At 60.5% G+C, this 15446-nt stretch carries 6 protein-coding genes; 5 read left to right on the top strand and 1 reads right to left on the bottom strand.

The window, feature by feature from the left end:
* Positions 1-571 precede the first annotated feature (571 nt).
* From KAR29_RS10860 to KAR29_RS10875, 4 genes are all read left to right on the top strand, one after another.
* The gene (locus KAR29_RS10860; RefSeq protein WP_274373010.1) at positions 572-5701 is read left to right on the top strand and encodes a DEAD/DEAH box helicase; all 5130 of its coding nucleotides are present in this window, start codon (positions 572-574) and stop codon (positions 5699-5701) included.
* 6 nt (positions 5702-5707) lie between these two features.
* On the top strand, positions 5708-8578 hold the full coding sequence (locus KAR29_RS10865) for an SNF2-related protein (RefSeq protein ID WP_274373011.1): 2871 nt from the start codon (positions 5708-5710) through the stop codon (positions 8576-8578).
* Complete coding sequence (locus tag KAR29_RS10870) at positions 8575-12408, top strand: Eco57I restriction-modification methylase domain-containing protein (RefSeq protein ID WP_274373012.1); 3834 nt, start codon at positions 8575-8577, stop codon at positions 12406-12408. Before KAR29_RS10865 ends, KAR29_RS10870 begins: the two co-directional genes overlap by 4 nt.
* Positions 12409-13196: 788 nt before the next feature.
* On the top strand, positions 13197-13727 hold the full coding sequence (locus KAR29_RS10875) for a PDZ domain-containing protein (protein ID WP_274373013.1): 531 nt from the start codon (positions 13197-13199) through the stop codon (positions 13725-13727).
* A gap of 86 nt (positions 13728-13813) precedes the next feature.
* Here the strand turns inward: KAR29_RS10875 and KAR29_RS10880 are convergent, their stop codons facing one another.
* Positions 13814-13945 (bottom strand): type II toxin-antitoxin system HicB family antitoxin, encoded by a 132-nt coding sequence (locus KAR29_RS10880; RefSeq protein WP_274373014.1) that lies wholly within the window; start codon positions 13943-13945, stop codon positions 13814-13816.
* Positions 13946-14163: 218 nt separating this feature from the next.
* On the opposite strand from KAR29_RS10880, the gene KAR29_RS10885 reads away from it, so the two are divergent.
* Complete coding sequence (locus tag KAR29_RS10885; RefSeq protein WP_274373015.1) at positions 14164-15429, top strand: MerR family transcriptional regulator; 1266 nt, start codon at positions 14164-14166, stop codon at positions 15427-15429.
* The last annotated feature ends 17 nt before the right edge of the window (positions 15430-15446 follow it).

The following is a 15446-nucleotide window of genomic DNA, read 5'->3' on the forward strand; positions in this document are numbered from 1 at the left end:
TGCCTCCGAGGCCCCCCGTCGCCATTGGCGAAGCCCCACATCGACCAATCCGGAGGGAACGCCGACTCGATCATCGAGGCATTTGGGCTTCGGCTAAAGCTCTGCGCGCGGCGAGACCGCGAAGAAAGGTTTCTTCCGATCAAAAATGCCGAGGCCCGACTTGAAGCATGGGAAACGGGATGGATGGCGCTGACGCCAGATTGAACGAAAAGAGGCTTCCCCGTCTTTCCGACGGGGAAGCCTCTTTTTTGATGTTGACATTAACTTGTCTGGTGATAAAGTTATGTCAATCAATAAAGGTCGATGCATCATGAAAAAATTCTGTCTTCCTTGTCTGTCCTCCTCTGTCACCCGCCGGGACGACGGCACTCCGACACGGTCCGCCCGCCCCACGGCATCGGCAGAAGGCCCCTTGCCGCACCGCCTCTCCTCGCGGGCCCAGGCGGACTTCGGGTAGAGCTGGCCCGCCGAAAATCCCTTGAAGGGACGCGATATCTGGAATCTCCCTTCGCTCGTGATCCCGTTTTCGGGGTCCACTATAGGGAGCATGAGATCTCGAAGGGGGTACATCATGAACGGCGCCATCGATATTTTCCGTTTCCACCGCCAGATAATGGAACGGTACGAGTCATTCGCCTCCAGCTTTCTCGATATCGACGATCCGCAGATCGAAGCAGCCTTGACGAATACCGGAAGGCTTCAGGCGATGTGCCCAGAACCGCTCATTCAATTCAACCCCTCCTACGAACCGGGGACGACCGTCGAGCAGCTTGTGGCCAAGGGAATCCTCCACCAAGGCATGGCGTCGATCTTCACAAACCTCTCTTTGCATAGACATCAGGAACAGGCCCTGCGTCTGGGAAGCGCGGGAGAAAGCTTCATCGTCACTTCGGGGACGGGATCGGGCAAATCCCTCACCTTCCTCGGGACGGTCTTCGATAATGTGCTCAAGAACCCCCGCAGGGGCATTGTGGGCCTCGTTGTGTATCCCATGAACGCCCTCATCAACTCGCAGTCCGGCGAGATACGGAAGTACGCCGAGATATACGAAAAAAACACGGGAGAGACCTTCCCCGTGACGTACGGTCAGTTCACCGGGCAGGAGGACGAGGAAAAACGCGAACGCATGCGCACGGATCCTCCCCACATCCTGCTGACAAACTACATGATGCTCGAGCTGATACTCACCCGTCACGGCGACGAGCGCATCAAGAACGCGATCTTCTCCAATCTCAGGTATCTGGTCTTCGACGAGCTTCACACTTTCAGGGGAAGGCAGGGCGCCGATGTCGCGCTTCTGATCCGGAGAATCAAGGCCGAATGCGCCGGCCCGATCGTCTGCATCGGCACTTCGGCGACCATGGCGGGCGGAGCGCACGCGACGGATCGGAAGTGGAAGGTGGCCCAAGTCGCCTCGACCTTTTTCGGAACGCGCTTTTCTCCGGAACAGGTGATAGAGGAATCTCTCCGGGCGATATCGTTCGACGACGCAGCTCCCCATCGCGAGGATCTGCTCAAGGAAATAAAAGATCCGAGGAGAAACCCCGAAGAGGGGGACGCTGCCCTTTCCGCCTCGCCGCTCTTCCGCTGGCTCGAGCGGAGTGTGGCGCTCAGGCCCGATGGCGGGAGTTTCCAGCGTGGGGAGCCCCGACCGCTCTCCGATATCGTCACCTCCCTGAGCGCCGATACCGGCGCCGCTCCGGAAGTGTGCGAGAACGCGATCAAGGCGCTCTTCGAGAGCATCGCGACCGTCAATCTGAGGATCGCGACGGCAAACGAAACATCTGCGCTCCGCAAGTCGTTCATCCTGCCCTTCAAGCTCCACCAGTTCATCGCCCAGTCCGCCCCCGTCTCCGTCTCCCTACACCGGGGAGAGGAGCGGATCGTCGTTTTTGACGGCTCGCCGACGAAAAGGGTCGGCGGCGTCCATGTTCCTTTGTTCCCGGTGGTGTTCAACCGTACCTCGGGCAAGCCCTTCCTCTGCGTAAAAAAGAATGACTCCTCTGGCAGGCTTGAACCACGGGATTTCAACGAAGAGTCGCTTCCCGAAGGCGAACGGGGAAACGCGGAGTACGGCTACCTTCTCCCCGACGAGAAGGCCTGGAATCCGGACGAGGACCTGTTCAACGTTCCTTCAGACTACGTGAAGACCGTCGGAGGGTATCCCGTCGTCAGGAAGGAGTATCGGCACAAGTTCCCGTCGCCCCTCTCCTACGACGTCTCCGGAAATTTCACCGAAGGAGGAGACGGGGAAGGAAGGTTCACGGGCTGGTTCGTCCCTGTAGGCTTTATCTACGATCCGACAAGCGGCGATTTCTATCACCACAAAACAAGCGAATACACGAAGCTGTCACGATTCGGCCTCGAAGGCAGGGCGACGACCACCACGGTGCTCTCTCTCGCGATCCTTGGGGCGATGTCGCGACTCGGCTTCAAAGACAAGGACTCGAAGATCCTGAGCTTTGCGGATAATCGCCAGGACTGCTCCCTCCAGTCCGGTCATTTCAACGACTTCGTCGCGACGGTGCGTCTGCGCTCCGCGCTCGTGCTCGCCCTTCGGGAGAAAAAGGAAATTCCCTTCTCCGACATCGAAGACGAGGTGTTCGAGCGTCTTGCCCTCGATATGGGAGAGTATGCCCGTACATCCGAGAGCGGAGAGATTTTCTGCAGCAGAAGGAAAGAGATTCAGGACATCTTCAAGACCCTCCTCAAGTACATGCTGCTCAACGACCTGAGAAACGCATGGCGCGTCAACCTTCCGGGGCTGGAGGCATGCGGACTCATGCGGATCTCCTACAAGGGGTGGGAGGAGCGCGTCGCCGACGAACGATGGAATTCCGTCCGGGCGATCTGCGACGAAGCCGGGCAGAACTTCGAGGAGATCGTCTACAGCATTCTCGACTTCTTCCGGAAATCCGGCGCGGTGCATCACAACGCCTATTTCGAGAACAACGCCGTACGGAAGAACATCGAAAAGTTCAAGAGCACGCTGAACGACGACTGGGTGCCGGAAAACAACGATATCCGCGACCCCTCCTGGCTGACGCTCGACAGGAAACGGCTGGATCTTCGGAAAGGAAGCGGCTACGCGCAGTCGGTGGGAGCGAGAAGCCGCCTTGGCATCCATATCCGCCGGGCTCTGGGGAAGGAAAAAATGAATGCGGAAACGTACCGCGGCTTCATCGTTGAGGTGCTCGGCATCATGGAGGACGCGGGCTGGATCACGAGCATGCAGGTGGACGAAGAGGGACGCGCCTATAGGCTCAACGCCGACCAGATCGTCTGGACAATCGGCGATGGAACCGTTCCTTTCGACCCCGTCTACCGGCCAAACAGCCGCCGGAAGGAACGGAAGCCGAACGTTTTTTTCACCGAACTTTACGAAAAAGCCTCTTTCAGCGGACGGATCAAGTCGCGGGAGCACACGGGGCAGACGGACAAAGAGAGCAGAAAACAGCGGGAGGAAGACTTCCGCGAGGGAAAACTGGCGGCGCTCTTCTGCTCGCCCACCATGGAGCTCGGCATCGACATCGCGGACCTCAACGTCGTTCACATGAGGAACGTGCCGCCGAACACCGCGAACTACGCCCAGCGTTCGGGACGGGCAGGGCGGAGCGGACAGCCAGCCCTGGTTTTTACAAGCTGCAGCAGGCAGTCGGCCCATGATACCCATTTCTTCAACAGACGCGATCAGATGGTCGCGGGAACGGTCGCGGCTCCCCGTCTCGATCTCTCCAACGAGGAACTGCTTCGGAGCCATTTCCACGCCCTCTATCTCTCCACGCTCGGGTTGACGGGGCTCGACAGCCGCCTCGACGATCTGCTCGACTGCATGCACCCGGAATTGCCCCTCAAACCGGAAGTCCGGGGAGACCTCTCCGATGCCGAGCGGCGCGGCGTTCGCGTATTGGAAAAGTGGTGCAGCGTCGTCGCAGACCTGTCGATCGGGGGGAATGAAACGACCCGCCCCGAAACCGCGGAGCGGTGGCTCGCTGGAATCCGGGACGCCTTCGACGCTTCGTTGAATCGCTGGCGGAACCTCTATCGCCAGTATCTGGATCAGGTTCGGGCCGCCAGACGGGTCATGGACAATCCCGCCTTCAAGACGACGAGCCCGGAATACAAGGAGGCACAGCGGAACGATATGCTCGCCCGTCGTCTGCGCGCTCTCCTGTTGAACGACGTTTCTTCCGGTTCCGTCTCGGAGTTCTACAGCTACCGCTATCTCGCAAGCGAGGGGTTTCTGCCCGGATACAACTTCACCAGGCTTCCGATCCGCCTCTTCCTCGACGTCGGAAAAGGAACCGATGCGATCAGCCGGGACAGGGTGCTCGCCATCAGGGAGATGGGACCGGAAAATCTCGTCTATCACAACGGCTCGAAGTACAAGGTCACCCGCGCACAGATACGCGAAACCGCCGACGAAAGCCAGGAGGCGACCGTCTGTCTGGATTCCGGCTACATCCTCTTCGACCGGGAACAGGCATTGAACACCGACCCGTGGAGCGGTGCCGAGCTCGACGGACGCACCCTCAAGATCGCGGGACTTCTCCCGCTGCCGGATGCCCTTGCGGAACGGACACAGCACATAACCTGCGACGAGGAGGAACGTCAGCGAATCGGCTATCAGATCGACACATACTTCCGGTTCAAAGGGGATTATTCCCGTCTCTCCGAGATCCGCCTCATGGCCGGGGAGGACGTCCTTCTCCGGCTCCGATACGTTCCCTCCGCCGAGCTGATCTACGTGAACTCGAAATGGAGGATCACCAGGGAGGACGGATTCGTGCTCAACCGCATCTCCGGGCACTGGAAGAGCCACGGTTTCCGGGAGAGAGTGCTGAACGGGCAGGAGAAGATCAGCAAGGTGAAAGCGGAGGATCTGAAGGTCATCAAGCTCTACACAAGCGATACCGCCGACGCCCTCTACATAGAGCCGCTCAAGATCCTCAACCTCGACTACGCCGGGCGCGTGACGCTCCAGTATGCACTGAAGACGGCCGTCGAACGGGTCTTCCAGGTGGAGAGCGCGGAACTCGGCATCACGCCCATCGGCAACCCCGAGACGCCGAATCTGCTCATGTTCGAGGCCTCGGAGGGAAGCCTCGGCGTCATGGCGGCCTTCGTCCGTGAAAGTTCCGCGTGGAGGCGCGTCGTCGACGAGGCGTGGAAAATCTGCCGCTTCGACGAGGAGGACTACAAGGAAAAAGCGAGCTACGACGACCTGCTGAGCTACTACAACCAGCCCGACCATGCCGTGATCGACCGCCACCTTGTCAAAAACGCGCTCGAACGCCTCCGCGACGCCCGCGAAGAGGTGGGCTCCTCCGAGGGGGGAACCTACGAGGAGCAGTACCGCCGCCTGCTGGAGACATACGATGTGACCAGCTCCACGGAGAGGCGTTTTCTCGACTATCTTCACGAGAGAGGCCTGCGCCTCCCCGACGACGCGCAGCGGCGGATCGAGGGACTCTACTGCCAGCCGGACTTCTACTACGAACGGAAATCAGGAGGAAACGCGCTTCCTCTGCACGTCTTCTGCGACGGCACGCCTCACGATGCCGAGGGCGTGCGGGATCGCGACGCGTCGCAGCGGGAAGCGATCATCGACAAGGGCCAGGATTATATCGTCTACTGCTATCGGGACTCGCTGGACGACATCGTCGCCTCCCGCCCCGACGTCTTCAGAAAGGTGCGGTGAAAAGGGGTGATCTACAAAACGGGAACGCTCGTGCATGCACGGAGCCGCGACTGGGTCGTTCTGCCGTCCGAGCGCGAAGATCTGCTCCGCCTCAAGCCGCTCGACGGGCGAGAGGATGATGTCTGCGGCATCTTCCTTCCGCTCGCGAAGAGGGGAGAGATCGTCCCTTCGCAGTTCGGTCCGCCCACTGTGAACGACCTAGGCAGCGCACGGGCCGCCCGCCTCCTTTTCGACGCCTCCCGCCTCTCTCTCCGTTCGGCGGCCGGTCCTTTCCGGTGCGCGGCTCGGCTCGGCTTCCGTCCCCGGAGCTACCAGATGGTTCCCCTCGTCATGGCCCTCAAACAGAGAGAAGGGGTGCGCCTTCTGCTTGCCGACGACGTAGGCGTCGGCAAAACCGTCGAAGCCCTCCTCATCGCCAGGGAGCTGCTCGAGCGGCGGGAAATAGGGCGCTTCGCCGTCATCTGTCCGCCGCACCTCTGCGAACAGTGGCAGGAGGAGTTGAAGGACAAGTTCGGAATCGACGCCGTCATTCTCCGGACGGGCACCCAGGCGGCGCTCGACCGGCAGGTTCCGGGCGACGCGAGCGTCTACAGCTATTTCCCCTGCCAGGTCATCAGCATCGACTACATCAAGGCGGACAACCGCTACTCCGTCTTCGCTTCGCAGGCTCCCGAGCTGGTCATCGTGGACGAAGCGCACGCCTGTGCCCGTCCCCAGGGCACCCGCGCGGGGCAGCAGCTCCGCTACAGGCTCCTCCGCGCCCTCGCCGAAAAGAAGGAGCGTAACCTCGTCCTCGTCACCGCCACGCCCCACTCCGGAAAAGAGGAGGAATTCCGCTCGCTGCTCGGCCTCCTGAAACCGGAATTCGAAAGCGGAGAGTGGGAGGGAAAGGAATCTTTCCGCAAAGAACTTGCGCGGCACTTCGTCCAGAGGAAAAGGGAAAACATCGTCCGCTGGATGGACGAGCACACCCCCTTCCCGAAGCGAATCGCCGTCGACTTCCCCTACGAACTCGACCAAGCCTACCAGGAACTGTACGACGACGTGCTGCTCTTTGCCTCCGATCTCATGGCGAACAAGCGCGGTACCGAAAACCAGAAACGCTTCCGATACTGGTCCGCTCTGGCGCTCCTCCGGGGCATCATGTCCAGCCCGAGAGCGGGTGTTTCCATGCTCGAAAACCGCGCCGCCGGAGGGGCTCTCCCCGAGAACGACAACGGAGGCGCCGACGCGGCCTCCCTGGAGCACCCCCACTACGAACGCCTCGAGGGGAGCGACGACGAACTGCCGACTCCCGTACTGAACCGTACCGAGCTGACTGTCGCGCAGCGGGAGAAGTTCAGGGAGTTCGCCGGACGGCTTCGCCGCATGGAAGGGGACGCGCACGACGTCAAAAGCGCCTCCTGTATTCTGCAGCTTCGCCGATGGCTCACCGAGGGTTACAGCCCCATCGTTTTCTGCCGCTACATCCTGACGGCAAAATACCTTGCCGAACGCCTCGCCGACGCCTTCGGACGGAAAGCCGTCGTCGAGTGCGTCACCAGCGAAGATCCAGACGAGGTACGTCGCGCGAGAGTGGAGGCGATGACCCCCGAGACCGCCGGAGGCAAACGGCGGATTCTCGTGGCCACCGACTGCCTCTCCGAGGGAATCAACCTCCAGAACCTCTTCGACGCGGTGCTTCACTACGATCTTCCGTGGAATCCGAACCGCCTCGAACAGCGCGAGGGGCGCGTCGACCGCTTCGGGCAGACGCGCCCGGAAATATCCACATGCCTTCTCTACGGGAAGGACAACCCGATGGACCGGGTCGTCCTGAGAGTCCTCTACAACAAGGCCAGAACCATCCGCAACAACATCGGCGTGAGCATCCCCTTCCCCGAGGACTCGAAGGTCTTCCTCGACACCATCTTTCAGGCGATCCTCGCCGAGGCGGAGAAAAAACGCAAACCGACGAGGCAGATGGAGCTGTTCGATATCGAAGAGCGGGTCAGGTGCGAAGTGGAGCTGGATCGTCTCGTCACCGTCGCGGAAAAGAAGGAATCCGCGCTCCGCACGATCTTCGCGCAGCAGGGTATCAAGGCGCAGGAACTGGAAGAGGACCTCGCCATTACCGACGCCGCCGTGGGGCGGCCGGAGACTGTATATCGCTTTGTGGACTCCGCCCTCGGCGAACTCTTCGGAGTGCGGGCAGAGAAAGACCCGAAAGCCCTCACCCTCGACCTGCCGCGCTCCGCCTTCCCCGAGAAGCTGCGTCCCTGGCTGGAGGAAGCCTCCCGAAAGGGAGAGGCGCGACTCGCCTTCCGCGCTCCCCTTCCCGAGGGACGCCGGTACTGGGGGCGCAACCACGACGCGGTGGAGGCACTCTGCCGGGCCGTGCTCGCCGAAGCCCTCGCCCCCTCCCCCGACGGCTCGGCGCCCCCCAGAGTCGCCCGGGCCGCCGTGGTGCTCTCCCACGCGGTGCGTGAGCGCACCGTCCTCTACGTGCTCCGCGCCCGCCACGTCATCGACGACCGGCGCGCGAAAAAAAGGATGGTGGCCGAGGAGATCCTGCTGCGGGGCCTTGCCGGGGAGGAGCGGAGCGTCGTCGAGAATGACGTCGTCGAACGCCTCATGGAGAACCCCATGGCGGCGGGCGATCTGCCGCTTTCCGTGCAGGCGGCGCAGCTCGAACGGGAACTCTCCATGATCGAAGGGCTGCGCCCCGGCTTCGACGCGCTGGCTCTGACACGGGCGCGGGAACTCATCTCGCAGCACGAGCGCTACTACAGGGCGCTCGGAACCGAATCCAGAAGCGACCGATTCCGTGTGGTCGAACCCGTAATCCCGATGGATATCCTCGGAATCTACATTTTTCTCCCCGGAGGTGCGTCATGAAGTACCATGCCGTCTCGTGGGAAGGCTCCCTCATGGGGCCCGAGACGCTCGAAAAGCTCGCCGAGGAGGCGCTTCCGGGGCAGCGTCCCGGCGACTTCGGTTTCGCCGGAAGGGTGCGCGAGGAGATTCTGGAGGCATGGGCAAGCGCCAGGGCCCAGTGGGAACTCTTCAAAGTCCGGCGCGACAGGGACGACATCAAGGACAAATACGGCACCAGCCGAACGCGCCAGTTCTGGATTCAACCCCTTCTCGCGCTGCTCGGCTACGACCTTCAGAACGCTCCGGCGGTGGAGATCGGCGGGCGCGGCTTCCCGATAAGCCATCGCGCGAACGGAAGGATCTGCCCGGTTCACGCCGTCGGCTGCTTCGAAAGTCTCGACCGGAAGCGCGAGGGGAGCAAGGCCAGCCCGCACAGCATGACGCAGGAGTACGTCAACCTCTCGGAAGCCCTCTTCGCGCTGCTGACCAACGGGCTCCAGCTACGCCTCGTCCGCGATTCCAGCCGCCTGATCAAGCTCTCCTATCTTGAGTTCAACCTCGAACGGATCTTCGAGGAGAAACTTTTCGCCGACTTCGCCCTGCTCTTCCGCCTTCTCCACATCACCCGGTGGGCCCGGGACGGGGAGAACCCCGCCGAATCGCTCCTCGAAACGTACCATCAGGATAGCCTCGAAAACGGAAGCCGCATCAGAGAGAAGCTCTCCGAGGCCGTTGTCGGCGCTCTGGAGACATGGGCGGAAGGGCTGCTTCTCCATCAGGACAACGAAGCCTTCCGCAGGGCCTTCGGGAAGGGACGATGGACGCCCCGCGAACTCTACGACCAACTCCTCACGCTGGTCTACAGGATCCTCTTTCTCCTCGTTATCGAGGAGCGCGACCTGACGTACCCGCCGGAGGCGCCGAACGATCTGAAGGAGATCTACCGCCGGTACTATTCGCTGAGCGCACTCCGCCGACGCTGCCGCTCCGTCTGGAAGGAGGAGGAGCGGTTCTCCGACCTCTGGGCGACGCTGCTCGCCTGCTTCTCGCTCCACGAGAACGAAAAGAGCGCCGCCGAACTCGGCCTCAAACCGCTCGCCGGAGATCTCTTCTCGCCGGAATCCTTCTCGCTGCTCCGTCCGCTTTCGATGGACAACCGCCGCTTCGCCCAGGGGATGAACCGGCTCGACGCCTACCGGGACGAACGGCTGGGGGCCGTCCGGGTGAACTACGCCGCGCTCAACGTCGAGGAGTTCGGCTCCGTCTACGAGGGACTTCTGGATCTCGACGCGGAGATCGACGATTCGGGCGACAGGCTCCGCTTCCGCTTCGTCCGCGGGAACGACCGGGGGAAGAGCGGGAGCCACTACACGCCGGAGGAACTGGTGCAGCCGCTGCTCGAGCACGCCCTGGAACCGTTGATCCGGAAGGCCACGAAAGAGCCCGACGCCGAAGACCGGCTGCTGAACCTCAGGATATGCGACGACGCCTGCGGCTCCGGGCACATCCTCCTCAACGCGGCCCGAAGAGTCGCGCTCGAGGTCGCCCGAGTCCGCACGGGAGCCGACAACCCCGATCCGGCGGCCTACCGGCAGGCGCTGCGCGACGTCATCGAAGGCTGCATCTACGGGGTGGACTCGAACCCGCAGGCGGTGCGCCTCTGCAAAGTGGCCCTCTGGCTCGAATCGCACAACCCGGGAAAACCGCTCGGCTTCCTCGACCACCGCATCAAGTGCGGCGACAGCCTGGTCGGCATCGCGAGGGCCTCTCAGCTTCTGGACGACATCCCCGACGAGGCGTACAAGACGAGAGAAGGCGACGACCCGGAGTTCTGCGCGAAACTGCGAGGAAACAACGCGCAAGAGCGCCTCCGACCGGGGCAGATGGAGATCGACTGGGAAACGACCGTGGGGAAAAGCCTGAAAGATGTGGTAAACGCCCTCCGGGGCGTCGCCGCGATGGACGCCTCCACGCCCGAAGGCGCCGAACGAAAAAAAGACGCCTACCTCCGAGCGACGGGCAACGAAAACTGGCGCCACCTGAAAGCGCTGGCCGACGTCAAACTCGCGGCCTTCTTCCTTTCCAAACGCCCGGAAACCTCCATCGTCACGCAACGGCTGTACCGCCTGTTCCTCGACGGAACGGAAACCCTCGACGGCCATCCTGCGGCGGACGCCGCCTCTTCCGTGGCCGGAGAAAGACGTTTCTTCCACTGGTTCCTCGAATTCGCCGACGCGATGATGAGCGGAGGCTTCGACTGCTTTCTGGGAAATCCGCCCTTTCTGGGAGGACAGAGGCTGTCGGGCGCTTTCGGGAAGGAGTACCTTGCCTACCTCAAATCCGCCTACGCCCCCGCAGGCGCGATCGACCTCGTCGGCTACTTCGTGCGGCGCAACTACGACCTGCTGAAAGAAGACCGTTCGCTCGGCACCCTCGCCACCAACACACTGGCGCAGGGAAGTACCCGGGAGGGAGGCCTCGACGTGATCGAAAAGGCCGGAGGCACCCTCGTCATGGCGGTGCGCAGCCGTCCCTGGCCCGGCGCCGCGGCCGTCGCGGTGAGCCAGGCGGTCATCCGCAAGGGAACCTGGAGCGGCAAAAGAGTCCTCGACGGAAAGCCCGTCGCGTACATCTCCACCTACTTCGACGATCAGAAGTCCGAGGGCGCCCCCTTCAGGCTAGAGGCCAACGCGGAGAAGAGCTTCATCGGTTCGTATGTTCTCGGAATGGGTTTCATCCTCGAGCCCGAAGAGGCCGTAAACCTGATCGAGCGGAATCCCGCGAACAAAGATGTCCTCTTCCCCTACCTAAACGGAGAGGACCTGAACGGCCGGAGCGACCAGAGCCCCAGCCGCCGGGTGATCAACTTCAGAGACTGGCCGCTGGACAGGGAGAGCGCCCCCGACGGATACAAAGGCCCGGTAGCCACGGACTACCCGGACTGTTTGGAAATCGTCGAGCGGTTGGTGAAGCCGGAGCGCGACAAACTGTGGAAAGGGGATATCACAGCTCGCGACCGCGCGCGTAGATGGTGGCAGTTTGCGCGTCAAACAATGAATCTCTACCGCACCATCGCTCCTTTGGAGCGGGTGATGGTTTCCGCGCGGGTCACAAAAACACCCGTCTTCAGTCTTGCGGATAAGAACTTCATCTATTCAGAAATGACGGTGGTGCTTGCTTTCGATGATCATTCATCTTTTTCATTGATGAACTCGTCGTTTCAGGAATTTTGGGCTTGGAAAAACGCATCAACTTTGGGATCAACAATGCGTTATACGCCCTCCGATATCTTTGAAACTTTCCCCTTTCCTCCGGGCTTTGAACCCTCCTCTGAGGGAAGTCCCTCCGCCTCCGCCCAACCCCTCGACGAACTGGGAAAGGGCCTGCACGAGGGAAGGCGCGCGCTCACGACGAAGCTCGACATCGGCCTCACCTCGCTCTACAACCTCTATCACGCTCCCGACCTCTCCATCGGGAGCGTCGAGAAGGCCGCCAAGCGCTCCGGGGACAAGGCATCCCACGCCCGCGAAGAGATCGAGGAACTCCGCCGCCTCCACCGTCGCATCGACGAAGCCGTCCGCGAAGCCTACGGATGGAGCGACATCCCGCTGGAGCACGGCTTCCACGAACTCGAATTCCTCCCCGAGAACGACCGCGTCCGCTACACCGTCTCCCGCGCCGCCCGCAGAGAGATTCTCGAACGTCTGCTGAAGCTGAACCACCGCCGCCACGACGAGGAAATCGCCGCTGGCCTCGTCGGCAAGGACGGAAAAACGACCAGGAAGAAGGCCAGAGCGAAGAAGCGTAAACGCACGCCTGCAGTCGAAGAGGGACAGTGGCTTCCGTTTTGAGCGAAGGGAACCGCCCGGTGCTCCGGTCAAGCGCCAGCGAAATCAGGGGCGAAACCAGAGACAGAGAGGATTCCTTCTGCCGGAAGACCGCGCAGCCGAACCGGCGCCCTCCACGGGACCACGGGGTCCGCCCCATCGCCCTCGACAAAGCTCTTCGGTGGGAAACGCCGGGGCGGGCTGAAGAAGAGGGGCAAAACCCTCAGGCGGGAGCACGAGAACTGCCCCGACCACCAGAGAAGACCATCTATGAAACACTTCCAGCTCATCACGGTCATCCGCCCCGGCGATCCGAGCCGCGTCGGCAAACCTGAAAAAAAGCCAATTCCGTCATTGAAGCCCTGGGCTACGACAAGCGCTGCTACATGCGGAGAGACTGCGAATATAGGTTCCTCTTATAAAAATCATCTGCAAGCTCAATTCAAGAATAGAAAAAAGAGTAGAAGCCATTCCGGACAACTCCGAAAGATTAAACTGAAGAAAATCCCAACAACCCAGAACCATCGAAATTATTATTCTTACAGCTACGCAACATACATGAGATTATCTAGAATAAAAAGGAGGGGAACCGAATTAAAAAAATATTTCTATCACTTTTTGGAGTACTATTTCTTGCATCGGTATCGTCAGCAAAATACGCCACATATTCACTTCAAGTACAAATTGAAACATCTGATCGCCAACATGTAAAAGATTCACTTGTAGCAACAATGATTGACAACGGGTTTTCGATTAGCAAAGATTCAGAGTATCAGATATCCTTCGACAAAGAAACTGGAAACATTTTTTTAATGAATCTACACACTGGACAAAATGCTGCAGGAAGAGGCGTTTTTACCATTGTCCCATATTCTGATTTTATTATTCTTTCAGTTGCTCCTTTTATGATCTCCAACCCTGGTACCGGATTTGAAATTTCAAACAAAATAACAAACAGGAAAGATTTGAGAAAATTCCAAGAAATTCTATTCCAAGTCAAAAGCATGACAGACGGAACCTCTTTAGAATACTTGATGGCAACATTACCCCAAATAGGAAGTGGAGAAAAAGCCCATCAAGAGTCAACAAAAAAACAGAATACAGCAACATCAGGAATACTACGTGTGTCAGGTGATGGAGTAATAGATGAAATCGAAAAAGGTTCTATTGCCGAAAAAAATGGGTTAAAACCAGGAGATAGAATTCTAGAAATTAATGCATCCGCTATTGATTTTTCGAAGCCATGGTTAAAAGACATCGACAACAGAATACAATCTGGTCGTTCAGTAACAATAGTTTACGAACGCAACGAAGAACGTGACATAGTTACTCTAAAAAAATAAAAAACGACAATAAAACATTTGATATCTACGACGGATCCGGGTAGGTTCCCTTCCTGCTCTCTGTCCCACAGGTACAGGGAGAGGACTTATCGGGCGCACGAGATGGCCTCGACTTCGGGATCGGCACAGGAGAGGCATCCGGGGAGTTCGGTAAATTCGACGGCATACCCGTTTTTGTTGTGGGTGAAGACGGCGGGAAAAACATAGGTGTCTCGCATGGCAACACCTCCTTGCACGGGCTTGTCGCGCAGCTGCTCCGGCCCCGCCGCCGGGCCCTCCAGGTCCGGTCTGGCCGGGAGGGGGGAAGAAAGGGTAGAATCAAGCGGAACCCGTCGCCTGCTCCGTTCATCGTGCCCGGTCGGACCGGAGGCGGGGACGTCCGAGGCGGGCCGCGCCGCGGGACGATTCCGCCCCGTCCTCTGAAGGGAGGCCGTTCATGAAAATAGGAGAGCTCTCCCGGAGGCTGGGCCTCCCCGTCGAGACCATCCGCTATTACGTCCGCAGCGGGATCATCATTCCCGAGCGGGCCGGCAAGCAGCACCTTTTCAGCGAGGCCTCCGTCGAGGACCTGAAGCGGGTCCTCGAACTGAAGCGGCTGGGCTTCTCCCTTCACGAGATCCACCGCATCCTCTCTCTGCGGCGCATTTCCGACCCCTGCGACCCGGAGGACACGCTGGAGCTGGTGGGGCTCTATATCGCCAAGAAGAGGGAGCTTGAGGAACGGATCGGCCACCTCGTCGAGGCCCGCGACGCCGTCGCCGACGAGATTCAGGCCATCTACGGCCGGTGCCGGCCCCGGAACGCCTCGACGGGCGTTCCCCTCCGGGCCCTGGCCCTTCTGGCCTGCCCTCTCTGCCGGGGGCGCCTTTCTCTGACCGATGCCTCGATGGACGCCCGCTATGTCCACGAGGGGACCGTCCTCTGTCCCTGCGGCTACAGGGCCGAGATCCGCCGGGGCATTCTGAGGACGGCCAACGTCAACCGGAGCCGCCACGACAGGCCCGACACGACGCGGGAACTCTACAAGGACCTTCCGTCGCCGCTCATCTCCCTTTTCGCCAAGGCCCACAACTGGATGCTCGAAAGGCTCGGCGGTCTGGGCCCTGCCCGGGTCGTCATGGAGACCCATGCCAACGCCTATCTTTTTCTCTATATCGCCGTCGCCGCCGGGAGGCTGGCCCCGGACAATCTCTACATCGTCGTCGACAAGTTCCCCGAGACGCTGGAGATGTACAAGCGCAAGATCGAGCTTCACCGCGACGATCTGGATATTCTCTATCTGGCCGACGCCGGTCTCGATTTTCCCCTCGCCGACGGCTGCGTCGACGGTTTCATCGATTTTTTCGGCTCCAACGAGCATCAGTTCTACCGCCACGACGATCTTCTCGTCGAGCTGGACCGTTTTTTCGCCTCCGACGCGGTCCTTCTGGGCACCTATTTCCATATGCCGCCCATGGGGGCCTCGGTGCGAAGGCTCTGCCGCGAGTACCCCGAGGCCCATGTCCGCAATTTCGATCTCCGCCTCTACCGGCAGGCCCTGGACCGGGCCCGCTTTTCCGTCGCCGAGAGCGTCGCCGTCGGCTCCGTCACCGATTCGGGGGAGAATCTGGCCTTCAGCTTTCACGAGCAGGGGGAAGAGCTCTCCCTGTTTTCCCTTTTCGCCCGCAGGCTTGCGCCGCCTCAAGGCGCGTCGGGAAGATGAAAAAGGTCCGATCGGGT

This window comes from Aminithiophilus ramosus (assembly GCF_018069705.1).
Lineage (GTDB): Bacteria > Synergistota > Synergistia > Synergistales > Aminithiophilaceae > Aminithiophilus > Aminithiophilus ramosus.

Excerpts from the sequence above, each read along its gene's own strand:
- KAR29_RS10860 (WP_274373010.1), top strand. The coding sequence starts at position 572 with ATGAACGGCGCCATCGATATTTTCCGTTTCCACCGCCAGATAATGGAA.
- KAR29_RS10870 (WP_274373012.1), top strand. The coding sequence starts at position 8,575 with ATGAAGTACCATGCCGTCTCGTGGGAAGGCTCCCTCATGGGGCCCGAG.
- KAR29_RS10875 (WP_274373013.1), top strand. The coding sequence starts at position 13,197 with ATGAATCTACACACTGGACAAAATGCTGCAGGAAGAGGCGTTTTTACC.
- KAR29_RS10880 (WP_274373014.1), bottom strand. The coding sequence starts at position 13,945 with ATGCGAGACACCTATGTTTTTCCCGCCGTCTTCACCCACAACAAAAAC.
- KAR29_RS10885 (WP_274373015.1), top strand. The coding sequence starts at position 14,164 with ATGAAAATAGGAGAGCTCTCCCGGAGGCTGGGCCTCCCCGTCGAGACC.